Raw genomic sequence first — 26,039 nt, 5'->3', positions numbered from 1 at the left:
TCGGCGCTTGGGTGAAAGGAGGAGGGGCGAAATCTCCCACGGATCTGTACTGCGTCAACAGTCAGAATCGGGCTTTGTCCCTCCTCCTCCCTTCAAGTCCTACCATACAAGCGGGCTTGCCCGCGATAGCGTCCTGTCAGTCACATCAATGCCGAATAGGCTGCCGCCATCGCGGGCAAGCCCGCTCCCACAGGGATTTGTGTTGAGTCAGGAGGAGCTCACCACTCGGCAAAGCTGCCATCGGCATGGCGCCAGATCGGGTTGCGCCAGCGGTGGCCGACCGCCGCGCGTTCGATCACGTATTCCTCGTTGATCTCGATGCCCAGGCCCGGGCCATTGGGTATCTTCACGAAGCCTTTGTCGTAGTCGAACACCCGCGGATCTTTCACATAATCGAGCAGGTCGTTGCTCTCGTTGTAATGGATGCCCAGGCTCTGTTCCTGGATGAACGCGTTGTAGCAAACCGCGTCCAGTTGCAGGCACGCCGCCAGGGCAATCGGGCCCAACGGGCAATGCAGCGCCAGGGCCACGTCGTAGGCTTCGGCCATGTTGGCGATCTTGCGGGTTTCGGTGATGCCGCCAGCGTGGGAGGCATCGGGCTGGATGATGTCGACGTAGCCTTCGCTGAGCACACGCTTGAAGTCCCAGCGCGAGAACAACCGCTCGCCGAGGGCAATCGGCGTGCTGGTCAGCGGCGCCAGTTCTTTCAGCGCTTCGTAGTTTTCACTGAGCACCGGCTCTTCGATGAACATCAGTTTGTACGGGTCGAGTTCCTTCATCAGCACCTTGGCCATGGGCTTGTGCACCCGACCATGGAAGTCCACGCCGATGCCGACATTCGGGCCGACCGCATCGCGCACGGCGGCAACGTTGGCCAGCGCCAGGTCGACCTTCTCGAAGGAATCGAGGAATTGCAGTTCTTCGGTGCCGTTCATTTTCACCGCCGTGAAACCACGGCTGACCGCTTCTTTCGCAGCGCGAGCGGCGTCCGCCGGGCGATCACCCCCGATCCACGAGTAGACGCGGATCTTGTCCCGCACCTGGCCGCCCAGCAAGTCGCTGACCGACACACCCAAGGCCTTGCCTTTGATGTCCCACAACGCCTGGTCGATACCGGCCAGGGCACTCATGTGGATCGCCCCGCCCCGGTAGAAACCGCCACGGTAGAGCACGGTCCAGATGTCTTCGATGTTGCGTGGGTCTTTGCCGATCAGGTAGTCGGACAATTCCTCAACCGCAGCGGCGACGGTGTGCGCGCGGCCTTCGACCACGGGCTCACCCCAACCGGTCACGCCCTCGTCGGTTTCGACCTTGAGGAAGCACCAGCGCGGCGGAACGATGAAGGTAGTGAGTTTGGTGATTTTCATCTTTTTATCTCTCTTATAGATGTAGCGCGCTCGGCGCCAAAAAGTCTTAACGCAGAGCGTTCCATGCAGCGACATACGCCTTGGCGCGCACCGCTACTTCGTCAGCCGTCATACCCGGTTTGAACAACCCGGAACCGAGGCCGAAACCTTTGACGCCGGCCTCGACAAACACCTGCATGTTGTCCGGCGTAATCCCGCCCACCGGCACCAGCACCGTCCCCGCCGGCAATACCGCCAACCAGGCTTTCACAACGGCTGGGCCCATCTGTTCGGCCGGGAACATCTTCAGCACATCCGCCCCTTCGGCGAGCGCCGCAAAGGCTTCGGTCGGCGTCGCCACGCCCGGCGACAGGAACAGCCCGGCGGCCTTCGCCGCGCGCAACACCTTGGCATCGCTGTGAGGCATGACGATCACTTGGCCGCCCGCCACTTTCACTTGCTCGACCTGTTCCGGCGTCAACACCGTGCCCGCACCGATCAGGCAATCGGCGGGTAACGTACGGCGCAGGATGCGGATGCTCTCGTACGGTTCGGGGGAATTAAGCGGCACTTCGATGACGCGAAATCCGGCCGAGTACAGGACTTCGCCGACGGCTGCCGCCTCTTGCGGGCGCAGGCCACGCAGGATCGCGATCAGACCGTTTTGTGCCAGTGCTTGCTTGAACATGTCAGACCTCCAGTCAGGTTTAACGGGATGGGTTTGCAGTGATCAGTCCGGCGGCGACCGCCAACTGCCACAACCCGCGCTCGGTGGCCTGTTCGGCCAGGGCCACCCGGGCAAAACCACAGGCGTCGAGTGCCCGGCTGTAGCGGGTGCAGAGTTGGGCGTTGCCGATGAGGATGATCGAAGGCAGGTGCACGCTGTTGTGCCGGTGCCGCTGAACATTGGCCAGGGCCGACAGTTCATGACCGATCAACAGGCCGGACAGATAGTCCGGTTGCGCGGCGCAACTCAGTTCGCCGGTCAGCCCCAGACTGCGGGCACTGAACAGCGTCGACAGCGGCCCGATCTCGCCGTCCGCCGACAGCGCCACTTGCACGCCACGGTCAAACGCTTCGCCATCAAAAGATGCACCGCGCTGCTGAGTGCGCCCGAGAATGCTGTGTTCGCTGAGCACGGCGAAGACTTCGCCGGTCATGAAAGTATCGAAATGCACGATGCAGCCATCGGCCACTTCCACCCATTTCGAATGGCTGCCCGGCAAGCCGATCAACAGATCGTTGCCCGCCCCGCTCGGCAGATTCTGCAACACACCGAGGACCTGGGTTTCCTCGCCACGCATCACGTTCGGCAAGCGCGAACGCTGAATCACGCCCGGCACGATGTGCACATCGACACCGCGAAGGCTGCGAACGGTTTGTAGGGAAGTTCCGAGATTGGCGACGTTCGCCGGCGTGCCGCAGTAGGCCGCTTCGCGCCAGCCCTGAGCACTGCCGACCATGCCGCAAGCAATCACCGGCAAATCAGGCTGTGCGTCGAGCCAGTCACCGCACGCCTCATCGAAGGCCAATTCAAAACCGTCGGCACATTCCTGGCCAGCGATGATTCGCGGCGTCTTGGGCAGCTGCATGATCCCGGACGAGAGCGCACGCTGTTCCAGCACCTGGCCACCGAAACCGAGTTTGTAAGCACGTAATGAGGTTGTCCCCCAATCGAGCGCGATCAATTGCGCCAGCATCGCTTCACCTGTTTTGTTTTTTGGCAGTGAGTGAGCTGGACTATAGGCCTCCCAGAGGGAAAGTCTCAATATGTAATTTTGCGTCCCACATATTGAGATTCATCTATCTGAGGCGTCCATCGCTCCACCGCCCCAACTCCCTCTTCGACATAAATCCCCAACGCCTCTGATTCCAGTGAGCCTACTCGGTGGGTATCGCCATTCTCAGCCGAAATACCGGACTCCCTCCGCCCATCACCTCGCACAATGGTGTAGGCCGTTAAAGGCTTGGGCATTTGATCTCGTTGTTTCACCAGACGCAGCTTCATGTTGTGAGGTGCGAATGAAGCCAACATCCCTGCATAGGGCACATCACTGCATAATCCAATGCTGCCGATCTGGTCATAGGCCGGTGCCGCTTCATAACGCCACCGGACGATACAAACCGGCTCAAGCTGCAGCCACGAAAGTGGATGATCTGCGGGTTTGAGCGGCACACGCCCAGGTGCAATTCGCGGATTTTGCACTTGAGCAATAATCCGGGATGTCGGGATGTACATCACTTTCGAGTAGTAGGCCTTGAAAGGAAATGCGGTAATGACGACTTTGCAGGGTACGTACTCTTGAGGTTTCAGAATCTGGATCAGTTCCACAGGTCTGATCCAGTTGATACCGTCATTGAGTGCGTTGTTCTGAAAGCGGATGTTGGCGCTTAACTCATAGCGTCGATCACCCTCAATCAAGCGCATATCATCAACACCACCATAGGCCTCAAGTAAAATTTTGTGTTCCACAGAAAAATCTAGATCACCATCCAACGAACAATGGATGCGGGTGCCAATTTGTCCGCGTCGGCCATGTACCTCATACAGGTGAATGAGGTCTCTATCCGATGTGAAGCGCAGGTTATAGCTCGAATATATCTCGTGATCGATCGACACAAACTCGATTCTTGCAGGCGGAACATTAAGCCGCAGACACGATGCACACAATAAAAAACCGACAACCAACAGCAGCTTCAAAGCAGGCGAGTTCATAACCCGCGCTTCTGTTTAACGACGAGTATAAAATCCGATACAGGAATGCTCATGACGTTCGAGTAGTAGGGCCCATAGGAATAAGCCGACGTAAACACCTTGCAAAATATAGAGTCCCGCTCTTTCAGTATAACCAACAGTTCTTCTACCGACACGAAACTACTCGAGACACCACCATCTGTTGCCTGCATGGCAAACATACTAGCTGAATAGACATGGCCAACGGTACCAGCATTATCAACTTCGGTTATTTCACCTTGAACAGAGCGCACGACATCTTGCCACTTTACAAAATCCGGTGTTTTATCCAGCGAGCAGATCAACGCTTCGCCCAGCTGTCCTTCTCCCGTATTGTCCTTGAAAAAACTCAACAGATCCGTTTTCGAACTGAAACGAACCTCGAATAGAGCACTGCCACCTACATCACTAATGGAAACAAAACGTATGTCAGTGGAAGGTAAAACCGGGTGTTTTGTGCAAGATATACACAACACGGCAGCAAGAACTGTAAGCAGTGTTTTCATTTTATGACTCCAGATACTTGGCCATACGTTCGTAAACAAGATCACACGCCGATTGTTCACCCTGGATTTTCGCCCGAAACATAACACCGGCGAAGCAGTGATTAGTATCGACCGGCACATTAATGTTCGGGCCTGAGGTCATGATCCAACGTTCACCTGTGTCAGCCACGTCATCGGAGCTGTCTGGAGTTTTTGGCGAAGCCAGTATATTGACCCAATATTCCGCACTGGGTTTTGGCGTCGTAAAGTAAATATCGGAAATCATCCATACGCCTGCCCCTCCACCGACGGGATCAAGCGTCACCAAAGTTTTTACGGTGTAACCATTATCCTTCAGCAACGTTGATAGGTGGGCGCCATTCCAACCTCCCAAGCTATGACCAACAACACTAATGTAAACTGACTTATCACCTCCAAAGTGCCGCAGAACATATTTCTGAATATCTTTATCACCACGAATATCTTTATAACTTAAATACACCGACACAACTTGACTTTGTTGCTTCTCGGTAAAGCGGGCCAATAACTGGCGCTGTGCGAACGTTACGTTCCCATGCGGCGGCACATCTTGGTAATACTGCTCTTTATCCCCTGCGCCTCCAATGAAGAACACCACCACCTTTTTAACTTTTACCTGCGCCTGTTTTGTGGCCTGGTCCGTTTTACATGTCAAATCGTGAGTCACCACCAACGTCTTGCAATCTTTCAACGCAGAATTTTCAACTTCCATCCCTGTTACTCCACGAACAATTTAATGGTTTCAGGAACATGCGAGCTCACCATATGAGTAAACCCCGCCTCATTCGTGATGCCATGCTCCACACGTCCGTCGCCGCGTTGAATGGCGTAAGGATGATTAGGAATGGGCTCCCCTGTCGCTTCATTAACAACCTGCATCCGATCATTGAAATGCACCGGCATCGGCAACAACCCACTAAACGCCGCCCCTCCGCCACTCTGGCCAATAATTACCGTGCCAGAGCCACCAATCACCACGTTGCCATGGCCGCCCGTACTGTCGAGCATTGCGGCGTTGAGGCCGTTAATGAACACAGTGCCGGACACCGCGCCGGTGATCGGGCTGCCACAGGCGGATTTGTCCGTCATGCGCGCAGCGCCGAGGCCATCGAAGAACACGTCCGGGGAGCCGGACACAATCGGGTTGGTGCCATGGCCTGGCAACGGGCACGCCGTCGGGTCGGTGATGCGCGCAGCAGGTTTTCCACTCAAGTCAAAGCTCCTTGCTTCTGAGGTTCAGGGTGAGGCTGATAGATATCGATGTCGGTCGCGACTAAGCACCAGCGGTTATCGACCGGGTCGAACAGCGCATGACAATCCTCATGGCTGTCGGGGGATGAAGCGGTGTGAAGGGTTTGCCAGGCTTCGGCGACTTGCCATTTCAGATCTGCATCCGAGGCGCTGTCGAGGTCGTTGAGCACGGCGTTGTAGTCGCGCAGACCGATCCGGTCATAGGACGTTTGCAGCAGGCTGGCCATCTGCGGGCCGAAATCGATGTAATGCTTTGCGGTCCATTGGCCGATGTCGGAATAGACGTACCAACCCATGGGCGACAGCATGCCGTCGTTCAATAGCGATTGATCCGCCGGGACAACGAAGCCACAGCAGACATGCAGCTTCAGCCAGCCCTGATGCTCCTGGATAAAAGGATTCGGATCGAACGTGCGAAGCGGTACGACGCGATACTCCTCAAGACCGCGACCGCGCGTCATCAACTCGGCGTCCAGACGCGAAACGAACGCCCGGATCGCCTTACCGCCCGCGCGGTCGAGGGTGCAAAGGATATCCACCGATTGGCGATGGAGATCGTCCGTGGAGCCGAGGTTTTTCACCAGGCCATACAAACGCATAGTCGCCCGAAGTCCGCTCATCGCCGGCCACTCATTGACGCAGCGAAGGCTCCACGGGCGTGGAGAAAGAGTGCCAAAGGCATTGCAGGTGTCGTCCGTGAGCGCGCAAAGGGCGCACAGAATGCCGGACTAGAGCGGTGCGAACAACAGATTCGTATCAGATTGCCAGCAGCGATCAACGTCCCTCGGCAAACTCGCGCAACACCACCCCATCCATCCGATACCGCACCCACTCTTCCTGTGGCTGTGCGCCGAGGGATTTGTAGAATTCGATCGCCGGTTTGTTCCAGTCCAGCACACTCCATTCGAAACGGCCGCAGTCATTGGCGCAGGCGATTTTTGCCAGGTGGCGCAGTAAAGTTTTACCGGCCCCGCCGCCTCGTTGCTCCGGGGTGATATAGAGGTCTTCGAGGTACAGGCAATTGCTGCCCAGCCAGGTGGAATAGCTGAAGAAGAACACTGCAAAGCCGATCGGCAAGCCATCGCGCAGGCAGATCAGGCCATGGGCGGTGGCGCCTTCGCTGAACAGGCTGCGCTCGATGTCGGCGACGCTGGCGATGACTTCGTGACGGGCACGTTCGAAGTCGGCCAGTTCAGTGATGAACGCGAGGATTTGCGGAGCATCGCTGGGGGTCGCCGGGCGGATGTCGATCGTCATGGACGTGCCTTGTCAAAAGTTGAAAACGCCATACTAAGTCCGCACGCGGCGCTCGTCACATTTGAAAGCAATGTGGCGAGGGAGCTTGCTCCCGTTCGGCTGCAAAGCAGTCGTAAAAACTGGCGACGCTGTTGTAACTGAAATACCGTGGCGTCTGGAGTCGGGGCTGCTGCGCAGCCCAGCGGGAGCAAGCTCCCTCGCCACAAAAGCGTTTCTACACTAAGGGACTTTTATGACCACCACTGCTTTCGCGCCTCTGCACCATCTGGCTTCTGAACTGCTGCCTCATGCGCTGGAACCCGGCGAGGACGGCGCCCATGACCTGTCGCACTTGCAGCGGGTGTGGCACAACGTGCGCACGCTTCATGCCGAGGAAGGCGGAGATCTTGAGGTGCTGCTGGCAGCCGTGCTGTTGCACGATTGCGTGGCGGTGGAAAAGAACTCGCCGCGGCGCTCCCAGGCTTCACGGCTGGCGGCGCAGAAAGCGTCGACAGTGCTGATTGCAATGGATTGGCCTGGCGCAAAAATCACAGCGGTCGTCCATGCCATCGAAGCCCATAGCTTTAGCGCCAACATCACGCCCATCACCCTCGAAGCGAAAATCATCCAGGACGCCGACCGCCTCGACTCCCTTGGCATGCTCGGTGTGGCGCGTACCTTCTACATCGCCGGGCGCATGGGCAGTGCGTTGTACGACCCTTTGGACCCAGAGGCAAAAGAACGGGACTACGACGACAAACGCTTTTGCCTGGATCATTTCCAGACCAAGCTGCTGCACCTGGCGGACGGGTTCCAGACAACCGCCGGCCAGCGTCTGGCGCAGATTCGCCATCAACGTCTGAAGGGGTTCATGGAGCTGTTCAAAGAAGAAATAGGCGTCGACTGATCAGCCAGAACGGCACCGCTCGTCGTTCCTCAGGCACCAATCCAGGTCGGGGATGGACCAATATCGGGTAAGGGCTCGCCGATGCGAGCCTGGTGCAATACCCGTCCATCCCAACCAAGAGGTAACCATGAACGTCGATAAAAACCTGGAGAAAGAAGTCCTGACCCGCCTGCTGCACGCCCACCCAAGTGGCTTGGGCAAGGAGGTTCTGGACAATTACCGGGGGGAGAAAGTCGTGGCCAGCACCCTCGCCACGCTGCAGGAGCGCGGGCTGATCCAGCACGGTCATGTGATCTGCAACGAAACCGGCGAGCACTCGCTGAACCTGCCGATCAAACTCAGCGCCGCAGGGGTTGAGGCGGCGCGCAAGCTGGACGTCTGACCGTGTAGGAGCTGCCGCAGGCTGCGATCTTTGGATTCGAAGATCAAAAGATCGTCCGAACGCGAGCCAAGCCTTCGCCAGCGCCTACGGATACACACCTGAAGCAAGGAGAAATCCCATGCCTCGTGGAAGCAAAGACAAATACACCGCCGAGCAAAAACGCAAAGCCGAACACATCGAAGAGAGCTACGAGCACAAAGGCGTGTCCAAAGATGAAGCCGAAGCTCGCGCCTGGGCCACGGTGAACAAGCAGTCGGGTGGCGGTGAACGCGCCGGCGGTTCCGGGCGCAAGAAGCCGGCCAGCGCCAAGTCTGCAGATCGCAAGGAATCAGCCCGTCGTGCGGTGGCCACCCGTGAAGGCAAGCCGCGCAACAGCAAGGCTTCGCGCGAGACGCAGACGGTGGACAGCCTGATGAAAGAAGCCCGGGCGAAGAAGATTCCGGGGCGCTCGAGCATGCGCAAGCAGGCGTTGATCGAGGCGTTGCGCAAGGCCGGATAAGCGTTCGGATTTGAGGGTGAGTTTGAGGCCCCCTTCGCGAGCAGGCTCGCTCCCACAGTTGATCGCTGTTGGCCGAGATATTGTCGGCTGACATAGATATCCAATGTGGGAGCGAGCCTGCTCGCGATAGCGGTCAATCAGGCGCCATAGGTCTCGCGAATCAACGCATCCACCTCAGCCGTCCCCGGCGAAGTCGCCGGCCCCCAGCGAGTGACCGCCAACGCCGCAGCCGCATTCGCCCGCAAAGCCGCTTCGACTGCCGATAATCCGTGCGCCAACCCGGTGACAAAAACTCCCGCGTGAGCATCCCCTGCGCCGTTGCTGTCCACCGCCACGACCTTGAATCCTGGCACATGCTGGTGATCGCCGCGCAGGCTGATCCAGCACCCTTGCGGCCCATCGCGTACCACCGTCAACACCTCGGTCGGCAGATGATCCGCCAGCCGATTCAATGCCTCGTCGATATCCTTCGCCCCGGTAAACCGCAGCGCCTCGACACGGTTGCTGGTCCACAGATCGATGCGTGGCAACAACGCCTTCATCAGCGGCGCGTCCGGCGAATCCACCAGCGGGCCCGGATCGAACACCACCTTGGTCCCGTCCGGCAAAGCCACCACCCAATCCACCAGCACCTGCGCCTTGCCGCCCTGCAGCAGGCTATAGCCGCTGACATAGACAAAGTCACCCGCCTCGGCCGGCACACTCGTCAGGTCTTCAGCGGTCAATTCGCCTTCGGCACCGATGTAGGAAATGAACGTGCGCTCGGCCGAGGCTTCGGTCAGCGCGACGCACACTCCGGTGTCGCGCTCGGTGCTCTGATCGAGGCCAATCCGAATCCCTTCAGCCTTCATCGCCTCCCGGGCCAGGTCGCCGAAACGGCCCTTGCCATGGCGCCCGAGGTAGACCACCGGCAAGCCATTTCGCTGGGCCGCAGCCATTACATTGAAGCCGCCGCCGGCCTCGAAACGGGCCGATTGCGCCAGCACGTCGCCACCCGAATGAGGCAGTTCATCCACGGCCATGACCAGGTCGATGATGACCTGGCCGGTGTGCAATAGTTTAGGCATGAGCCGGCTCGAACAACGCGGCGCGGCGGTCCCTGGCGCCGCCGAGTACCCGGTAAATGCCACCGGCCACCACGAACGTCACGATCCAGCCCAGGCCGTTGTGCCCCAGCCAGGAGTCGGACAGAAAGCCCCGGAACCAGACATCCTGTTCGGTGGTGCCAATGGTGGTGAAACTGAACCCCAGCACAATCGCCACCGCCCATGCACCAAACGCGCGCCACTCGACGCCACCGCGATACCAGTAGGCGCTACCCGGGCTGACGTCCAGCAGGTCTTTGGGGCTGTAGTAATGACGATGGATCAGGTCGACCACGAAGATCCCGACCCACGCCGTGATCGGCACCGCCAGCAAGGAAATGAAGGTGATAAACGGGCCGTAAAAGCTCTCGGCGATCAGCATGAAGTAGATGGAACCAGCAAAGATCGCAATGATATCGACCACCACCGCATACACGCGTTTGACCTTCAGGCCGAGGGTCAAGGTGGTCAAACCGGCGGAGTACACCGACAGGTTGTTCGACAGCAGCAACCCGCCGAACGCAGTGATCAGGTACGGCACGGCCATCCAGGTCGGCAGCATGTCGCGGATCGCGACTATCGGGTCAGTGGCCGAGGCCAGATCATTGTTGCCCACCGACAGCAGACCGCCGAGGGTGATCAGCAGCACCAGCGGAATCCCCGCACCGAAGGCCGCCGACGCCACCAGACGCACGGCTTTGACACTGCTGTGTTGGTAGCGCGACATGTCGGCACCGGCGTTGGCCCAACCGATCCCGGTGCCGGCGGCCATGGTGCCGATGCCGATGATCATCGCGCTCAGGGGTGCTGGCGTGGCGTTGAACACGGCACTCCAGTCAATGGTCGCGCAGAGAAAACCGCCCACCAGGATGTTCAACGCACCGAACACGTAGGTCGCCCATTTCTGGATCACCAGCAACGTGGCGTGACCGAGGCCGGACACCGACAACGTCAGCAGCACGAACATCGCGATGAACACCAGGGTCAGCAGCGGCGCGCTTTTGGCTTCCACCGGCGAGCCGAACAAAATCGAGCACAGCGACAGCAAGACGAATGCGGCGGTGGTGGTGTTAACGGTTTCCCAACCCAGACGCGACATCAGCGAGACCAGCGTCGGGCCGATATTGCCGCGCACACCGAAGATCGCCCGCGACAGCGTCAGGCTCGGTGCGCGACCACGACGACCGGCAATGGAGATGATCCCCACCACCGCGAAAGAACCGGCGGCACCGAGGATGGCGACGATGATCGCCTGCCAGATCGCCAAGCCGCGGAAGGCCACCAGCGTGGCGCCCAACGGCAGGCCGAGGATGGAAATGTTCGCCGCGAACCAGACCCAGAACAGCTGCAGCGGATGACCGTTGCACTCGCCTTCCGGCACCGGTTCGATGCCACGGGTTTCCAGTTGCCCGGCACTTTGCCCGGCTTTCGATGAACTCATGAAAACTGCTCCTGTTGCCATTGTTGTAGTTGTGGGCAATTCGGAAGTCGATATAACTTTCCGGCGATCCTGGCCATGTTTGTGCGCTCCATTGCGAGTGAAAAATTCAAGTATGTGATGCGTCCATCGCGGGCAAGCCCGCTCCCACAGGTACGGCGTGCATCTCAAGGTTTGTACTATCCCTGTGGGAGCGGGCTTGCCCGCGAAGACGCCAGTCCAGTCAACGCAGAGCCAACAGCCCCTGCACCAACGGTTCCAGCTGTAAATCATTTACCGCTTTAACCTGCTCGATCATCGCCACAGGCCAACTCTCAAGCCCCAGACAAGCGCCGAGCATGGCGCCGAGAATCGCCGCGATGGTGTCGGTATCTCCGCCCAGACTGGCCGCCATGCACAGCGCTTCGAAGGCACTCATCTTATCAATGGCTACTTGCTGAGCCAGCGCAAACGACACCACCACCGATTCCTGTGAGGCCACCGAAGTGCCGATCACATCGTAGAGCAAGTCCGCCAGCAACGCCTTGTCGCTGTCAACGCTGATGCTCCGCGCCCAACGGATGCGCGAGGCAATACGCCCGCCGGCAACCCAGTGGCCATGACCTTCGGCTTGCTGCGCAATCTGCTGGCCGAGGTTCAACGCCTCCCCCAGGTCCATGCCGTTGATCCCGGCAGAAACCACCGCCGCCACCGCCGCCGCGCTGGAAATTCCCAGCGAGGTGTTGTGGGTGACCTGACAGGCTAGCACCACGGCGCGGATGAAACGCTCGGGATCGGTCACATCGGCGGCAATCCCCACCGGCGTGATGCGCATTGCCGCGCCATTGGTGGTGCCGTAACGCCCCGCCTCCTCTGGCGAGTAGCCGGCGAGGATCATCTCGATCGCGCGCTTGGTCGAGGGGCCGAGTAAATCCTGCGAACCCTTGGCCCGCATCCCGGCTTCCCATTCGATCAATCGTTGGGCAAGCACCGTCGGTTCGATCCGGCCCTCGCCGTCAATCAACAACTGGCCGATCAGGATCGCCTGTTCGGTATCGTCAGTGATCGAGCCTTTGGGCATGTTCGCGGCGATCGGTTGATCGGGGCCTGCGTCGTGCAGCTCCGTGATTTCGCCAAAGCGCGCCTTGATCTCGGCGCGGCTCAGGGATTGTGTCGGCATGCCCAACGCATCACCCAAGGCCAGTCCGTAGAACGCGCCGAGGGCATGGTCGAGCGCGATCATTTTGCAGTTCCAATTTGCAGGTGCAGACGAAAATGCACCGGATCGAGCAGGCTTTCGACTTGTTCCATGAAGCGGTTCTGACGGTCGTAAGTGGTGCGCAGGGCCTTGAGGAACACCGTGCCCTCCGGGCGCCCGAGCAACTTGGCATCTTCGGCATTCAAGGGTTCGGCACCGATCCATTGATCCCCGTGGTCGCCAATGTAACCGTAGGCGGCCAACGTGATGGTCAGGGAGTCATCGATCAGACCGACTCGCGGCAGGCCTTCCAGGCCTCCGGTGGCAGGCATCAATGAGCGTTCAAGGGACACCAGCGTGCCATCGGTGCCGCGGCGGCGACGGTCGAGGGTGATGAACTGATCGATGCCCAAACGTGGTAGCAGGTCAGGACGGGACACTGCCTCCAGCCGCAGCACTTCAGTGTTGATCAACGCCCCGCTGTCGGCCAGTGCCTTGCCCCAGCCGTTGCGTTGATCGAGCACCACCCCGTCGTAAGTGACGATGGAGCCCACCGCGCTTTGCGTGGCGAGGTTGTGGCGTCGTTTCAGTTCGACCAGCGCTTCACGCAATGTGCCGTGGCTGACCTTGAAGGCTTGAGCCAATCGATGTTCGCCCGGCAATAGAATACCGTCCTCCATGAGGCCGCTTTCGATGCGCCGGATGAGCTCGTCGCTCACCTGTTGTTTCTTGTCAATTCGTAGCGGTCTAATCATGTACACCTCGGGTGTACCGTCATAGCTGAAACGGGTTGGGGCGAGCAAGGAATATTTTGTGAAAGTGGGTGAAGGATCCTCCAAATGATCGTTCCCATGCTCCGCGTGGGAATGCCTCAATGGACGCTCTGCGTCCGCTGCTGGGACGCGGAGCGTCCCGGGCTGCATTCCCACGCAGAGCGTGGGAACGATCAATGACACGCCACTCCCACCAGGAAAATCAGCGTTGTTTCAATCGGTCGATCACCACCGCCAGCAACAGGATCGAACCGCGAATCACGTACTGATAAAACGTATCGATGTTCTTCAGGTTCATCGCATTCTCGATGATCGCCAGAATCAGCACCCCGGCAATCACATGCCGAATCATCCCGATCCCACCACTCAGCGATACCCCACCCAGCACGCAAGCGGAGATCACCGTCAGCTCGAAACCCTGGCCAATCATCGGCTGACCGGACGTCATCCGCGACGCCAGAATCACCCCGGCCAACGCACCGATCACACCGTGCACGGCGAAGATGATGATCTTGGTCCGGTCAACATTGACCCCGGCCAGCAACGCCGCTTCCTGGTTGCCGCCGATGGCCATGGTGTTGCGCCCGTAGGTGGTGTAATTCAGCAACCAACCGAAAAACAGGAAGCAGACGATGGTGATCAGAATCGGCACCGGCACCCCAAACAACTGGCCGTTACCGAACACGAAAAACTGCTCCTGGGACACGCCCACCGCTTTGCCATTAGCAAAAATGTAAGCCAGGCCACGAACGATCTGCATCGTCGCCAGCGTGGTGATCAACGCATTGACCCGTAGCTTGGCGATCACGATCCCGTTGATCAGCCCGACAATCAGCCCCATCACCAGCGCAGCGCTCACGCCAAGGAACACGCTGTCGGTGTCACGCATCACCACCGCCGCGACCACGCCGGCGCAAGCAATCACCGAGCCCACCGACAAGTCGAAATGCCCGGACGCCAGGCAATACAACATGGTGCACGCGGCAATCCCGGTGGTGGAAATCGCCAGGCCCAGGCCACGCATGTTCAGCGGCGAAAGGAAGTTATCGATCAGCAAGGTGCAGAGCACGAAGATCCCGATGGCCGCCAGCAGCATCACCCAATCATCGAGAAAGCGCCGCAAGTCCAGAGGTTTGCGCGGGGTTGGCAGAGCGTTGTTTTGGATGGTCATAGTCACCTCTCAGTTCGCCACGTCGGTAGCGCGTTGGCGTGGCAACGCCAATTGCAGCAGGTTGGATTCATTGGCTTGTTCGCGGGTCAGTTCGCCGCGCATGGCGCCTTCGCAAAGCACCAGGATGCGGTCGGAAATGCCCATGACTTCCATCAGGTCGCTGGACACCACAATCACCGCGATGCCGCTGGCGGCCAGGTTATGGATGATCTGGTAGATCTCCGCTTTTGCGCCGATGTCGATGCCCCGGGTCGGCTCGTCGAGCAGCAGGACTTTCATCGGCATCGACAGCCAGCGACCGAGAATCGCCTTCTGCTGATTGCCACCAGACAGGTACATGATTTTCTGCGCCGCGTTGGGCGTCTTCACCTTCAGCGCCTTGATCTGCTTGTCGGCGTTGCCCTTTTCCCACAACCCACGTAACAGGCAACCGAAGGTGGAATGAGCGCCGCGTGCGCTGATATTGATGTTCTCGGCGACGCTGGCGAGCGGCAGGATGCCCTCCTTCTTGCGGTCCTCGGGGCACAGCAGAATCCCCGCCGCGATGGCATCGCGTGGTGAGTGCAATTTCAGTTCATGACCGCGCAGTTCCAGGCGCCCCGCCGTGTTGCGCGTAAGCCCGCTGAGCATCCGGAACAGCTCGGTGCGCCCGGCCCCGACCAGGCCAAACAGCCCGAGGATTTCACCCTTGTGCACCTCGAAACTCACCGGCTCACGCAAGCCCGGCCCCAGTAAACCGTCGACCTTGAGCGCCACCGCGCCACGGGGACGACTGCGGTAATCGTAGATGTCCTGAATGTCGCGACCGACCATGCACGTCACCAACTGGTCATGGCTCAGCGCGCTCATGTCCTCGAAGGTGCGCACGAAGCGGCCGTCCTTGAATACCGTCACCGCGTTGCAGATGCGGAACACTTCTTCCATGCGATGAGAGACGTAAAGCACCACTTTGCCTTCGTCCCGCAGGCGACCGATGATCGCCATCAAGCGATCGATCTCCCGCGCCGACAGGCTGCTGGTGGGTTCGTCGAACGCGATCACATGCGCGCCACGGGACAGTGCCTTGGCGATTTCCACCAGTTGCCGCTGGCCGAGGGACAAGCGCCCGACCTTCTCTTGCGGATCGATTTCATCGGCCAGGCCTTTGAGGCAGGCCAGCGCTTGCTGACGCAAAGCGCCGCGATTGATCAGGCCGAAACTCGCCGGCAAATGGCCGAGAAACAGGTTCTCGGCCACGGTCATTTCCGGCACCAGGTGCAGCTCCTGATGAATCACCGCGACCCCGCTGCCAATGCTGTCGGCAGTGGACTTGAAGACCCTCGTCTGCTCGCCGATCCGCAGGTCACCACTGCTCGGCGTGTAAGCACCGCCAAGGATTTTCAGCAACGTCGATTTACCGGCGCCGTTCTCACCCATCAAGGCGTGAACCTGCCCCGGATGGGCGACGAAGCTGATGCCGTCCAGCGCCTTCACCCCGGGAAAGGTTTTGCCGATCCCGTTGAAGCGCAAGCTGCCGCCAACGCTGTGTCCGTGTGTCTGTACTTGTGCGTGCATAACCCACCTCTTCACACCGATCAGGCAGCCCCGTTGCCAGGGCCACCGATGAAATCAACCGACCCTCAATTCCACAGGCCGATCTTTTCCAGTTCCTGCTTGAAGTTGTCACGCGTGATCAGTGTCACGTCGTCCATGGCGGTGTATTTAGGCGGTTCTTTGCCGGTGGTGACCCACTCATGCATCATGCTGGCGGTGTTGTAGCCCTCGATGTGCGGGCTCGGCAGCATCGAGCCGAAGAAGCCGCTGTTGGCTTTTTTCAATTCGCCGATGGCATCGGTGCCGTTGATGCCGATGCCAATCACGTTGGCGGCGGCAAAACCGGCGCTTTCGGTGGCGCGCACGCCACCCAGCACGGTGTTGTCGTTCATGCCGCCGATGATCAGGTTTTTCGCCGCGCCCGGCAGTTTCACCAGCGCCGAGTTGGTGGCGTCCATGCTGCCCGGTACGTCGAGGGTTTTGAGGGCCGAGAACAGGATGTGGTCTTTCGGCATCCCGGCGTCTTCCAGGGCTTTAACCGAACCGTCGGTGCGTTTCTTGCCGGTGTCGAGTTCGTTGAAGGTGTTGATCACCGCATAGGTTTCTTTCCAGTCCCAGCCGCGTTTTTTCGCTTCGGCAGCCATGGCGGCGCCCTGCTTCTGGCCGACTTCGAAGGCGGCCATGCCGAGGTACGGCACATCTTCCATGAACTTGCCGCCGGCATCGACAAAGCGGTCATCGACGGCGATCACTTTCAAACCGTTGAGCTTGGCCTTGGCCATGATCGCAGGCCCCAGGGATACGTCCGGCGGGCAGATCACGAAGCCCTTGGCGCCGTTGGCCGCCAGGCTGTCGATGGCCGAGAGGGTTTTCTCGCCGTCAGGCACGGCGATCTTGATGACGGTGAAGCCCTTGTCTTTGCCGGCCTTTTCGGCGAAAGCCCATTCGGTCTGGAACCAGGGCTCTTCGGCTTGCTTGACCAGAAAACCGATCTTCACTTCCTCGGCCGCCAGCAACGTACTGCTCAGGCTGACCGCGGTGACCGCCAAAGCGGCACAGCACAGGGAACGGATCCCACGACGACGTTTCATAAGCTGACTCCTTGTTATTTTTTTTGAGCGTTATTTGAAAGCCAATACAGCGGTCGAAGCATGCAGCCAATAGTCATATCGTATGATGATTGAATTTCAGACGTAGTTTCGCGCCTGAAACCCGCGTTATTCAGTCGTGGTACATCACCGAACGCCCACCATCGATGGTGATGCACGAGGCGTTGATGAACGGTGCTTCATCGCTGGCCAGAAACACAGCCGTCATCGCCACTTCAATCGGCTGGCCGATGCGTCGTGGTGGATGTAGGTCGAAGGCGCGCTGACGTTCGGCATGGGGGTCGGCAAAACCGTTCCAGTAATCGACGTTCAGTTGGGTTTCGATGTAGCCCGGCGCGATGGCGTTAACGCGAATGCCCTTGGGTGCGTATTCGATGCCCAAGGCACGGGTCAGCCCGAGCAAGCCATGCTTGGCCACCGGATAAGGGAAGCAACCTGGAATAATGTGGGTGGAATGGGTCGAGGCGATGTTGATGATGCTGCCGATGCCCTGCTCGATCATTTGCGGCAGCACAGCTTTGCAGCCATACCAGGCGCCGTCCAGGTCGATGGCGAAGCAGCGACGCCAGTCTTCCTCGGTCATTTGCAGCGGATCGCGGAACACATTGACCCCGGCGCAGTTGACCAGCACGTCGATCCGGCCATGAAGCTCAATGGCCAGTTTGGCCATGGCGTGCAGGTCTTGCTGGCGCGAGACGTCGGCCTTGATCGCCACGACATCCGCACCTTGTTCGCGCCAGTGCGCCGCGACTTTTTCGACTTTTTCGGCCTGGATATCGCTGATGATCAGCCTGGCCTGCTGGGAGGCGAAGGTCGCGACAATCGCTTCGCCAATGCCCTGAGCCGCGCCGGTCAGCAGCACGACCTTGTTTTTCAGGCGCTCACCCTTGGGCGGTTCGGGTACCGGTGGCAAGGAAAGAGGTTCAGCCATGGATCAACACTCCTGTTTGAAGGCACGACGAAAACCGGACATCTGTCGATGTCCGGTCAAAAGGCTTTTGAGAATAGGCAGACAGACGTGAAAACGCCCGGGCGTCGAGGCGGCCTGAAGCGCTGACTCCGTAAGGGAGTGCGGTGGAATATCGCTGCATCACTTCACCTGTTTTGTTTTTTTAAGTGTGAGTGCGTGTAACTGATGGAGCCGACTATAAACCCGGCTGCCGAACAATCTCAATATATAATTTTACATCCCATATTTAGGGATTTAACCGGCGAATCGCTGACAGCGTTTTCCAGGCACATCGACTCGAACCGACAGCAACGCGCCATCCAGCGGGTGGTTGAGCGGGCTCGCAGCACTGGTGATGTACAGGGTTTTGAAGTCTTCGCCACCGAACACGCAACTGGTGGGACGGCTGACCGGCAGTTCGATCACCCGATCAACATGCCCGTCCGGGCTCAGCCTGAGCAGACAACTGCCATCCCAACGGGCATTCCATATATAGCCCTCGGCATCCATCGCGGAACCGTCGGGGCCACCACGTTCATGGGGGCCAAACCAGACATGGGCGGTGTCGAGGTTGCCGTCGGTATGGATGAAATGCCGGTAAAGCGTGCTGTCGAGACTGTCGGCGAAATACAGGGTTGTGCCGTCGTCGCTCCACAGCAATGTATTAGGGATGCCCAACCCTCGAAGCAGCGGCGTGACCCGGGCATCGCGGTCAATGCGAAACAGGCCACCGGAGCGGCGCACGATGGGTAGATCCTCGCCCTGTTCACCGATGTTGTTTTGCATGGTGCCCAGCCAGAGCTGGCCCTGGGCATCACAGCGGGCTTCGTTGGCGCGATTGCCGGGTTGCGGATCGGCCACGCAGAGCAAGGTCAGCCGAGGTTCCAGGCCAGGGGAATCCAGGTCCAACCGGTAAACCCCGCTGCTCAATGTCACCAGGGCATCGCCGCTTTCGCAGGGGATGAACGCGGACACGTGCTCCGGCATCTGCCAGATTTCCACATTGGCGCCGATCAGCCTCAGCGCTTGTTTACCCGCGATGTCTACCCAATACAGCGCCTGGGTCGGTGCATCCCAGAACGGGCCTTCGCCGAGTCGCGCACGGTGTCCGGTAACCGCTGTCCACGTCATGAAGCCTCCTTTTTGCTTTGTGTGGGAGCGAGCCTGCTCGCGATGACTGAGTCACATTCGGCATAGATGTCGACTGAACAACCGCTTTCGCGAGCAGGCTCGCTCCCACAAGGGGTTCTTTATTGTTAGCTGGCCTTCTTGTCGGCCATGACTTGGGGGTAGAAGCGCTTGATGGCCAGGTCCGCGTTATCGATCAGAGTCATGCAAGCCCACACACCCCGCGCGGCATCCCGGGCGGCGATGGCGTTGGCCATGTCTTTGTGAATCGGCAACGTTCGACGCAGTTCATCCGGGTCGGCGGCAGAGACTTCGAAAGACACTGCCAGCAGTGCGCCGAGGGCCGGGACCATTTGTTCGATGAATTGATTGTGGCTGGCGGCGAGGATGCATTCGTGGAAGAACTGGTCGGCGCGGTTGTAATCGATGCCGCTGTCCACGGCTCGTTCCAGCGCGTTGTAGGCCTGGAGTACGGCCTGAACCTGCTCGACGGTCGCACGTTCGCAGGCCCAGCGCACCGCCATGGGTTCGATGGTGCGACGCAGGTCGAGCAGGTCGTCGACAAAATTTTCCGGCAATCCGCTACGCGACAGCCAGCCGACGACTTGCGGGTCGAAAAGGTTCCAGCGCCGCACCGGCAACACCCGCGTACCGACCTTCGGCCCGACTTCGAGCATGCCTTTGGCCACCAGGGTTTTGATGGCTTCACGGATAACCGTACGGCTGACCCCGAGCTGCTCGCCCAGGTCGGCTTCAACCTTGATGGTTTCGCCGGGCTTCACCTGGCCAGCGGCAATCCAGCACCCCAGCCAATCAACCGTCGACGCATGGAAGCTGCTGGACATGGGTACCTCATCGCCCCGGTGACAAAAAACGAAACGACACAAAAGCCGTTCGCGATGGATGTCACGCTAATCATCATATGATTGGCTGTCAATTGGATTTTCAGGGGGCCCGCCGACAGGGGCGTGACTGTTCGTCCGAATACCGCCTGAGCGCTTTGAACCTACCCGTTTTGTAAACTACGGTAAGCCCGCAACAGATCAAGCAGTCAGCAGTCTCTGTTTCACTAAATTCCGCTATCGATAGGTATGAACATGGACATGGATGCGTCTACGAAATACCCCATTGTGTTGGTTCACGGTCTTTTCGGCTTCGATAGAATCGCCGGTTATCCCTACTTCTTCGAAATCGAGGAAGTCCTGGAACGCGCGGGCGCTCAGGTGTTTGCCGTGAATATTCCAACCGTCAACGGCAATGAAGAACGCGGTGAAAAACTGCTCGAACACGTCAACCGAATTTTGCGCGAAACGGGAGCCGCCAAGGTCAATCTGATCGGTCATAGCCAAGGCCCGCTGGCCGCGCGCTACGTAGCGGCCCTGCACCCGGAAAAGGTCGCGTCGGTCACCTCGGTCAGCTGCCCCAATCACGGCTCCGAGATTGCCGACCAACTGCACAAAGCGCTGACACCCGGAGAGTTGCCCGAAGCGTTTGTACTGGCCCTGCTAAGCGCCGTCGGCACCTTCATTTCGTTGATCAGCGGCCACCCGGAAAACCCCGTGGATCCTCAAGCAGCTTTCGAATCGCTGACCAGCGCAGGCTTGGCCGCCTTCAACCGCAAGTACCCGCAAGGGGTGCCGAAGGTTTGGGGTGGTGAAGGCAACGAAATTGAAAACGGCGTGTATTACTACTCCTGGAGCGGGATCGTGCAGAACTTTCAAAGCCTGCAGCTACTCGACCCAACCCATTTGAACTGTAAAGTGCTGTCGCAGTTATTTTATAAAGAGAAGCACGCCAACGATGGGCTGGTTGGCCGCTACAGCTCGCACCTGGGGAAAGTGATTCGCTCGGATTACCCGATGGACCACTTTGACGCCGTCAATCAGATGGCCGGGATCACCAGCTGGAATGTGAGCCCGGTCAGGCTCTACCTTGAACATGCCGCCCGGCTCAAGAGCAAGGGTTTGTAAGCCCATAAAAAACGGCCCGTTGAAATAACGGGCCGTTTTTCACAGCACAGACGCTCAGCGCCTTACGGCTCAAGCCCGACAGGGAAGAATTCACCACCGCTCCAGACACCTAGCCAACGCTGCCCGTCGATTTCCCGGGTCACCGCCAGCTCCACCAGTTGGTAGAACACATTACGGTGAATCAGTGCTTCAAGGTTGGTGCGTACATGCACGTACGGCGCGGGCTCCTGAGTCACCGGATCGATCACTACCCGCATGGGGTGCTCAGCGCCGACATCGGCCGTTTCGTCGACGTTGGTGGTAAAGCGCAAGACCTGGCCCTCGCCCTCGCCTTCAACCTCCACGGCAATCGCCACGAACGGCGCGTCGTCGACCTTGATGCCCACCTTTTCGACCGGGGTAATCAGAAAGTAATCATCGCCGTCACGGCGAATGATGGTGGAGAACAGCTTGACCATCGGCTTGCGCCCGATCGGCGTGCCCAGGTAATACCAGGTGCCGTCGCGGGCGATGCGCATGTCGATGTCGCCGCAGAAGTCGGGGTTCCACAAGTGGACCGGCGGCAAGCCTTTGGTTTTGGGGATTTGCCCCAACAAGTCGTTGGCTTTTTGCGGGCCACTCATGGCGTTCTCCTTTGAATTACTGGTCGCGGAGCCCCAACAGGCTACGAGCGTATTGCTCCAGCGGGGGGCCCAGCAGGTCTTCTGGCCTGTTGTCGTAGAACGTCAGTAAACCGCCACGACTCTTGATACGTGCAGTATCGATCAAATACTGGGTGCTGGTCTCGATCAACATGATCTGAATTACGCCACTGTCGATTCCGAAGCGATCCGCGCGCTCCTGGTCTATCAAATCGTCTGAGTTGCCGATGCGGTCGTCGGCCTTGGCAAAACGCGTATAGAGCAGATAGTGAGCACCGGCGGCACGGGCTTCACCCATGGCAGCGTCGAGGCCTTCCGGCACGCGGGCGCGGCGAACCATCGGGAAATATTCGATAAAGCCGTTGAAGGCTTCTTCGGCCACCACGTTAGGTCGCGGGTAGGCACTGCCCGGCGGTGCAAAAGAACCCTGAGCGATGTAGATGAACGAGTCGGGCTGAATGCGGAAGTTATTCACGCGACGGCTGTCGCTGTGGTCCAGCAGCCCCACGTCGCTCATGTGGTAGCGAGTCTCTTCGGCCATATCGCTGACATTCATGCAGCCACCAAGCGCCAAAACGGCCAGCAGCAAAACCAGGCTACGCATCCTACCCTCCAGAAGCCGGTGACGGAAAACCGGCGAATGGCCATTGGATGCAGCTTCCGCGCCAGCTCAGACCATGTGCATTTTCAGGCTGAGAATACAGACCTGTGGCGAGGGAGCTTGCTCCCGCTCGGCTGCGTAGCAGTCGTAAGTTCCAAGGAATACGATGCGCTTGATAATTTCAGGGCCGCTTCGCGCCCCAGCGGGAGCAAGCTCCCTCGCCACAGCAAGCTCCCCTCACCACAGGGCCCGATCAGCCGCCGATGATTTTCATGACGGTCGCGCCACCGGAGAACGCCACTTCCTGCTTGTCCCCCAGCGCTTTGACCAGCAGTCGCTGCAACGCCGGCAATGCCTGATGACGGGGCTTGTCCAACAGGTCGCCGACGTAGTGGCGATTGCTCGACGAAAGGCAGCCATGCAGCCAGCCAGTGGACGACAAGCGTAGACGCGAGCAGGTGCGACAGAACGGAACGCTTTCGTTGGCAATCACGCCGAAGTGGCCCAGCCCCGGAATCTCGTAACGCACTGCCGTGGCATCGACCGGCGCATCGGCCTGAAGGTACTCGTAGCGCTCGCCGATCAGGCTCAGCAACTGCTGAAGGCTGACGAACTGTTGCAGGAAAGAGTTGGAATCGCTGGCCAGGTGGCCCATGCGCATCAACTCGATGAAGCGCAACTCGTAACCGCGCTCCAGGCAATAGTCGAGCAACGGCATCACCTGATCGAGGTTCTGCCCACGCAGCGGCACCATATTGACTTTGATCTTCATGCCGGCCGCCGCAGCCTGGTCCATACCGTCGAGGACGGTCGCCAGATCACCGCCCCGCGCAATGCTGCGGAAAGCACCGGCATCCAGGGTATCGAGGGAAACGTTGATGCGCCGAATACCGGCATCCACCAGCAGCGGCAGCTTCTTCGCCAACAACTGGCCATTGGTGGTCAAGCTGATGTCCGCCAGGCCCATTTGCCCGACAGCGGTCATGAAGGCTTCGAGTTTGGGGCTGACCAGTGGCTCGCCACCGGTTATGCGCAAGCGCTCGATCCCCGCCGCTTCGATCAGATAGGCCACGCCGCGTGCCATCGCCTCGGCCGACAACTCATCCTGCGCAGCCACCAGCCGCTTGCCGTTGGGCACGCAGTAGGTACAAGCGTAGTTGCAGGCGGAGGTCAGACTGATCCGCAAATTGCGAAAACGCCTGCCTTGACGGTCAACGATCATGGATCACTCCGGCGAAAGAAGATTCGAACGCGCAAAACTTGACTCACAAATCAAGTTTTAGCAAGCCCTATGCCTGAGTATATTCCTGCGGTACTGCGCCATGTAGCTAAATCATGGCGCAATAAGGCAACTGAATGGTTCAGCTGCTTGGCGTGTCGGTATCGCGTTTGCGCTTGTTGCCCATGCGCACGCCGATGTCCATCAGGAACTGGAAGAAACCTTCCTGATCTTCCAGCACATTGCTCCAGAACGGCGAGTGGTACAGCGCCACGGCGCCGTGTACCAGCGCCCAGGCCGCGCAGTAATGGAAATAAGGCGGCACGTCTTCGAGCTTGCCTTCGCTGATCCGGCCCTTGATCAGCAGGGTCAGGCGTTCAAAGTTCGAGGCGCGGATCTTGTGCAGTTCCTCGACCATCTCCGGCACCTGATTACCCTTGACCACCTTCTCTTCCAGGCGATCGAACAACCGATAGCGTTGCGGATCGCGCATGCGAAATTCGAAGTAGGCCCGGGACAGGGCTTCCTTGTCCTTATCGACATCGGCGGAATGCAACAGCTCGTTCAAATCGCGCTCGTAATCAAGCATCAGGCGCAGATAGATCTCCGCCTTGGATTTGAAGTGCTTGTAGATCGTGCCTTTGCCGATACCTACGGCATCAGCAATCATCTCGACGGTGACACTGTCTTCACCTTGTTCGAGGAACAGCTTGAGCGCGGTATCGAGAATTTCTTGCTCGCGGCGACGAAACTCACGGACCTTACGAGGTTCTTTATGCATAAGAAAAGGTCTGTAGGGGTCAAAATTCGAAGCCGCGTATTATGCCTAACTTGCGCAAAAATGCACGGATCATCCGACCATATATGTGTTTCTTGATGAATTCGCGCAGCCTCGCCGGTTGATGAGAACTCAACCGAAGCGCCCGTATTCCAAATTTGTTTAAAAACCCGACCAGCTAAACTGGACTCGGCGCGATACTGATCAATACTTCAACTGTCGGCGAGACATCTCCCCCAAGTGTCGCGCCGATGAAGGTACCAAAGGACCGCGTACCTTTCGTTTTACTCCTAATGGTCTTAACCCGGATTCACCCCCCAGAACCCGGGTTTTTTTTGCCTGCGATTCAAGGACCAAAGCCCGTAGGAGCTGCCGCAGGCTGCGATCTTTCCCAACGTTACGCCGATGTCCTGACATGCGCCAACGGAAATAACCGCTTGAAATTCTCGGTAGTCTGCTCGGCAAATCGCTCGTAGGACTCTCCTCGCAACATTGCCAGAAATTCCGCTACCTCACGCACGTATTGCGGCAGGTTCGGTTTGCCGCGATGAGGGATCGGCGCCAGGTAAGGTGAGTCGGTTTCTACCAGCAACCGGTCAGCCGGCACCCTGCTGGCCACATCACGCAGGGCATCGGCATTGCGAAAAGTGACAATACCGGACAAGGAAATGTAATACCCCATGTCCAGCGCAGCCTTGGCCATCTCCCAGTCTTCGGTGAAGCAATGCAGCACCCCCGCCTGAGGCAGTGCCGCCTCGCGTAACAGTTGAAGGGTGTCGGCCCGGGCGCCACGGGTATGGATGATCACCGGTTTTCCGGTCTGCCCGGCCGCTTGCAGGTGCAGACGGAACGATTCCTGCTGCAACTCTGCCGCTTCTGGCTCGTAGTGGTAATCCAGGCCGGTTTCACCGATCGCCACCACCCGCGGATGATTGAGTTCGCGCAACAGCCAGTCCAGCGCCGGAGCGGCACCCGGCTGTACATCGAGTGGATGCACACCGACCGAACAATCGACATCGTCATAACGTTCGGCCAGGGCTTTGACGTCGGCGGCGTTCTCGACGCTGACGCCAATGCACAGAAAGTGCCCTACCCCACGCTCGCGAGCCGCATCGAGCGCGGCATCCAGGGAGCCGTCGTGGGCGGTGAGGTCGAGGCGGTCAAGGTGGCAATGGGAATCTACGAGCATAAAAGGGCTGCAACTTACATCGTATGAGTGGGACGGTCGGACTTCAGGGCTCCGGCCAAATGGGTTTCGATTCGACTGCGCGCGGTGTTGTCGCCTTCGTTGAACTGCACGCCGACCCCGGCGGCCCGGTTGCCCTGGGCACCTTTCGGGGTGATCCAGGTCACCTTGCCGGCGACCGGGATCTTTTCCGGTTCGTCCATCAGGTGCAGCAACATGAAGACCTCATCGCCCAACTTGTAGCTCTTGTTGGTCGGGATAAACAGGCCGCCGTTCTTGATGAATGGCATGTAGGCCGCGTAGAGCACGGACCTGTCCTTGATGGTCAAGGACAAAATACCATTGCGCGGCCCTGGCCCCGGACTGACGGGTTCGTTCATGCTGACCTCCACTGTCTGATGA

At 59.0% G+C, this 26,039-nt stretch carries 29 protein-coding genes; 4 read left to right on the top strand and 25 right to left on the bottom strand.

Annotated elements, in window-relative coordinates:
* Nucleotides 1–218: 218 nt before the first annotated feature.
* The 9 genes from dgoD to AACY49_RS18200 all read right to left on the bottom strand — a co-directional run bounded on the left by dgoD (nt 219) and on the right by AACY49_RS18200 (nt 7,112).
* Entirely contained in the window at nt 219–1,367 is a 1,149-nt protein-coding gene (dgoD, locus tag AACY49_RS18240; RefSeq protein WP_339525511.1) for a galactonate dehydratase, read from the bottom strand.
* A 46-nt stretch (nt 1,368–1,413) separates the two neighbouring features.
* Nucleotides 1,414–2,034: a 2-dehydro-3-deoxy-6-phosphogalactonate aldolase gene (locus AACY49_RS18235; protein ID WP_320393722.1), complete on the bottom strand. Its 621-nt coding sequence runs from the start codon at nt 2,032–2,034 to the stop codon at nt 1,414–1,416.
* A 19-nt stretch (nt 2,035–2,053) separates the two neighbouring features.
* On the bottom strand, nt 2,054–3,046 hold the full coding sequence (locus tag AACY49_RS18230) for a 2-dehydro-3-deoxygalactonokinase (protein ID WP_339525509.1): 993 nt from the start codon (nt 3,044–3,046) through the stop codon (nt 2,054–2,056).
* Between the two features lie 65 nt (nt 3,047–3,111).
* The gene (locus AACY49_RS18225; protein ID WP_339525507.1) at nt 3,112–4,062 is read right to left on the bottom strand and encodes a hypothetical protein; all 951 of its coding nucleotides are present in this window, start codon (nt 4,060–4,062) and stop codon (nt 3,112–3,114) included.
* Nucleotides 4,059–4,586: a hypothetical protein gene (locus AACY49_RS18220; RefSeq protein ID WP_339525505.1), complete on the bottom strand. Its 528-nt coding sequence runs from the start codon at nt 4,584–4,586 to the stop codon at nt 4,059–4,061. The genes AACY49_RS18225 and AACY49_RS18220 overlap by 4 nt, the downstream gene beginning before the upstream one ends.
* A 1-nt stretch (nt 4,587) precedes the next feature.
* Nucleotides 4,588–5,316, bottom strand: coding sequence for an alpha/beta hydrolase (locus AACY49_RS18215; RefSeq protein WP_339525504.1), 729 nt, complete (start codon nt 5,314–5,316; stop codon nt 4,588–4,590).
* Between the two features lie 5 nt (nt 5,317–5,321).
* On the bottom strand, nt 5,322–5,816 hold the full coding sequence (locus AACY49_RS18210; RefSeq protein WP_339525503.1) for a PAAR domain-containing protein: 495 nt from the start codon (nt 5,814–5,816) through the stop codon (nt 5,322–5,324).
* The gene (locus AACY49_RS18205) at nt 5,813–6,475 is read right to left on the bottom strand and encodes a hypothetical protein (RefSeq protein WP_339525501.1); all 663 of its coding nucleotides are present in this window, start codon (nt 6,473–6,475) and stop codon (nt 5,813–5,815) included. Before AACY49_RS18205 ends, AACY49_RS18210 begins: the two co-directional genes overlap by 4 nt.
* 154 nt (nt 6,476–6,629) lie before the next feature.
* On the bottom strand, nt 6,630–7,112 hold the full coding sequence (locus tag AACY49_RS18200; RefSeq protein WP_258699644.1) for a GNAT family N-acetyltransferase: 483 nt from the start codon (nt 7,110–7,112) through the stop codon (nt 6,630–6,632).
* A gap of 232 nt (nt 7,113–7,344) precedes the next feature.
* On the opposite strand from AACY49_RS18200, the gene AACY49_RS18195 reads away from it, so the two are divergent.
* The 3 genes from AACY49_RS18195 (at nt 7,345) to AACY49_RS18185 (ending at nt 8,879) form a co-directional block, all read left to right on the top strand.
* Entirely contained in the window at nt 7,345–7,998 is a 654-nt protein-coding gene (locus AACY49_RS18195) for an HD domain-containing protein (protein ID WP_339525499.1), read from the top strand.
* Between the two features lie 127 nt (nt 7,999–8,125).
* Nucleotides 8,126–8,380 carry a hypothetical protein gene (locus tag AACY49_RS18190; RefSeq protein WP_258699642.1) on the top strand — a complete coding sequence of 85 codons (255 nt, stop codon included), beginning with the start codon at nt 8,126–8,128 and terminating at the stop codon, nt 8,378–8,380.
* 118 nt (nt 8,381–8,498) lie between these two features.
* Nucleotides 8,499–8,879: a Rho termination factor N-terminal domain-containing protein gene (locus AACY49_RS18185; protein ID WP_258699641.1), complete on the top strand. Its 381-nt coding sequence runs from the start codon at nt 8,499–8,501 to the stop codon at nt 8,877–8,879.
* 137 nt (nt 8,880–9,016) lie between these two features.
* Here AACY49_RS18185 and AACY49_RS18180 read toward each other — a convergent pair whose 3' ends face one another.
* From AACY49_RS18180 to AACY49_RS18135, 10 genes are all read right to left on the bottom strand, one after another.
* A complete protein-coding gene (locus tag AACY49_RS18180; RefSeq protein ID WP_339525496.1) occupies nt 9,017–9,946 on the bottom strand; it encodes a PfkB family carbohydrate kinase in 930 nt (309 codons plus the stop codon).
* Nucleotides 9,939–11,405 carry a purine-cytosine permease family protein gene (locus tag AACY49_RS18175; protein ID WP_339525494.1) on the bottom strand — a complete coding sequence of 489 codons (1,467 nt, stop codon included), beginning with the start codon at nt 11,403–11,405 and terminating at the stop codon, nt 9,939–9,941. The genes AACY49_RS18180 and AACY49_RS18175 overlap by 8 nt, the downstream gene beginning before the upstream one ends.
* Before the next feature lie 220 nt (nt 11,406–11,625).
* Nucleotides 11,626–12,624 (bottom strand): ADP-ribosylglycohydrolase family protein, encoded by a 999-nt coding sequence (locus AACY49_RS18170; protein WP_339525492.1) that lies wholly within the window; start codon nt 12,622–12,624, stop codon nt 11,626–11,628.
* Nucleotides 12,621–13,334 carry a GntR family transcriptional regulator gene (locus tag AACY49_RS18165; RefSeq protein ID WP_258699637.1) on the bottom strand — a complete coding sequence of 238 codons (714 nt, stop codon included), beginning with the start codon at nt 13,332–13,334 and terminating at the stop codon, nt 12,621–12,623. The genes AACY49_RS18170 and AACY49_RS18165 overlap by 4 nt, the downstream gene beginning before the upstream one ends.
* Before the next feature lie 220 nt (nt 13,335–13,554).
* Nucleotides 13,555–14,523, bottom strand: coding sequence for an L-arabinose ABC transporter permease AraH (araH, locus tag AACY49_RS18160; protein WP_258699636.1), 969 nt, complete (start codon nt 14,521–14,523; stop codon nt 13,555–13,557).
* Nucleotides 14,524–14,532: 9 nt separating this feature from the next.
* Complete coding sequence (gene araG, locus AACY49_RS18155) at nt 14,533–16,077, bottom strand: L-arabinose ABC transporter ATP-binding protein AraG (RefSeq protein ID WP_339525488.1); 1,545 nt, start codon at nt 16,075–16,077, stop codon at nt 14,533–14,535.
* A gap of 65 nt (nt 16,078–16,142) precedes the next feature.
* Nucleotides 16,143–17,147, bottom strand: a complete 1,005-nt coding sequence (locus AACY49_RS18150) for a substrate-binding domain-containing protein (protein ID WP_258699634.1) — start codon at nt 17,145–17,147, stop codon at nt 16,143–16,145.
* Between the two features lie 130 nt (nt 17,148–17,277).
* The gene (locus AACY49_RS18145) at nt 17,278–18,096 is read right to left on the bottom strand and encodes an SDR family oxidoreductase (RefSeq protein WP_258699633.1); all 819 of its coding nucleotides are present in this window, start codon (nt 18,094–18,096) and stop codon (nt 17,278–17,280) included.
* A 273-nt stretch (nt 18,097–18,369) separates the two neighbouring features.
* Nucleotides 18,370–19,245, bottom strand: a complete 876-nt coding sequence (locus AACY49_RS18140; protein WP_339525485.1) for an SMP-30/gluconolactonase/LRE family protein — start codon at nt 19,243–19,245, stop codon at nt 18,370–18,372.
* A gap of 125 nt (nt 19,246–19,370) precedes the next feature.
* Complete coding sequence (locus tag AACY49_RS18135; RefSeq protein ID WP_258699631.1) at nt 19,371–20,087, bottom strand: FadR/GntR family transcriptional regulator; 717 nt, start codon at nt 20,085–20,087, stop codon at nt 19,371–19,373.
* A gap of 252 nt (nt 20,088–20,339) precedes the next feature.
* Between AACY49_RS18135 and AACY49_RS18130 the strand changes: the two genes are divergently transcribed.
* Complete coding sequence (locus AACY49_RS18130; protein ID WP_339525483.1) at nt 20,340–21,212, top strand: esterase/lipase family protein; 873 nt, start codon at nt 20,340–20,342, stop codon at nt 21,210–21,212.
* A 62-nt stretch (nt 21,213–21,274) separates the two neighbouring features.
* On the opposite strand, the gene AACY49_RS18125 is transcribed toward AACY49_RS18130, so the two are convergent.
* From AACY49_RS18125 to AACY49_RS18100, 6 genes are all read right to left on the bottom strand, one after another.
* Nucleotides 21,275–21,835: a DUF1285 domain-containing protein gene (locus AACY49_RS18125; RefSeq protein ID WP_339525481.1), complete on the bottom strand. Its 561-nt coding sequence runs from the start codon at nt 21,833–21,835 to the stop codon at nt 21,275–21,277.
* Nucleotides 21,836–21,851: 16 nt separating this feature from the next.
* Nucleotides 21,852–22,457, bottom strand: a complete 606-nt coding sequence (locus tag AACY49_RS18120) for a DUF4823 domain-containing protein (RefSeq protein ID WP_258699629.1) — start codon at nt 22,455–22,457, stop codon at nt 21,852–21,854.
* Between the two features lie 250 nt (nt 22,458–22,707).
* On the bottom strand, nt 22,708–23,676 hold the full coding sequence (locus AACY49_RS18115) for a GTP 3',8-cyclase MoaA (protein ID WP_339525478.1): 969 nt from the start codon (nt 23,674–23,676) through the stop codon (nt 22,708–22,710).
* A gap of 139 nt (nt 23,677–23,815) precedes the next feature.
* Nucleotides 23,816–24,454: a TetR/AcrR family transcriptional regulator gene (locus AACY49_RS18110; RefSeq protein ID WP_007942012.1), complete on the bottom strand. Its 639-nt coding sequence runs from the start codon at nt 24,452–24,454 to the stop codon at nt 23,816–23,818.
* A 394-nt stretch (nt 24,455–24,848) separates the two neighbouring features.
* Nucleotides 24,849–25,640: a TatD family hydrolase gene (locus tag AACY49_RS18105; protein WP_258699627.1), complete on the bottom strand. Its 792-nt coding sequence runs from the start codon at nt 25,638–25,640 to the stop codon at nt 24,849–24,851.
* A 14-nt stretch (nt 25,641–25,654) separates the two neighbouring features.
* Entirely contained in the window at nt 25,655–26,017 is a 363-nt protein-coding gene (locus AACY49_RS18100) for a PilZ domain-containing protein (protein ID WP_258699626.1), read from the bottom strand.
* Nucleotides 26,018–26,039: the final 22 nt, after the last annotated feature.

This window comes from Pseudomonas sp. EL_65y_Pfl2_R96 (genome assembly GCF_963970905.1).
Classification (GTDB): Bacteria; Pseudomonadota; Gammaproteobacteria; order Pseudomonadales; family Pseudomonadaceae; genus Aquipseudomonas.
The sequence above is the reverse complement of the archived record's forward strand: the minus strand, read 5'-3'. Positions and strand labels throughout refer to the sequence as shown.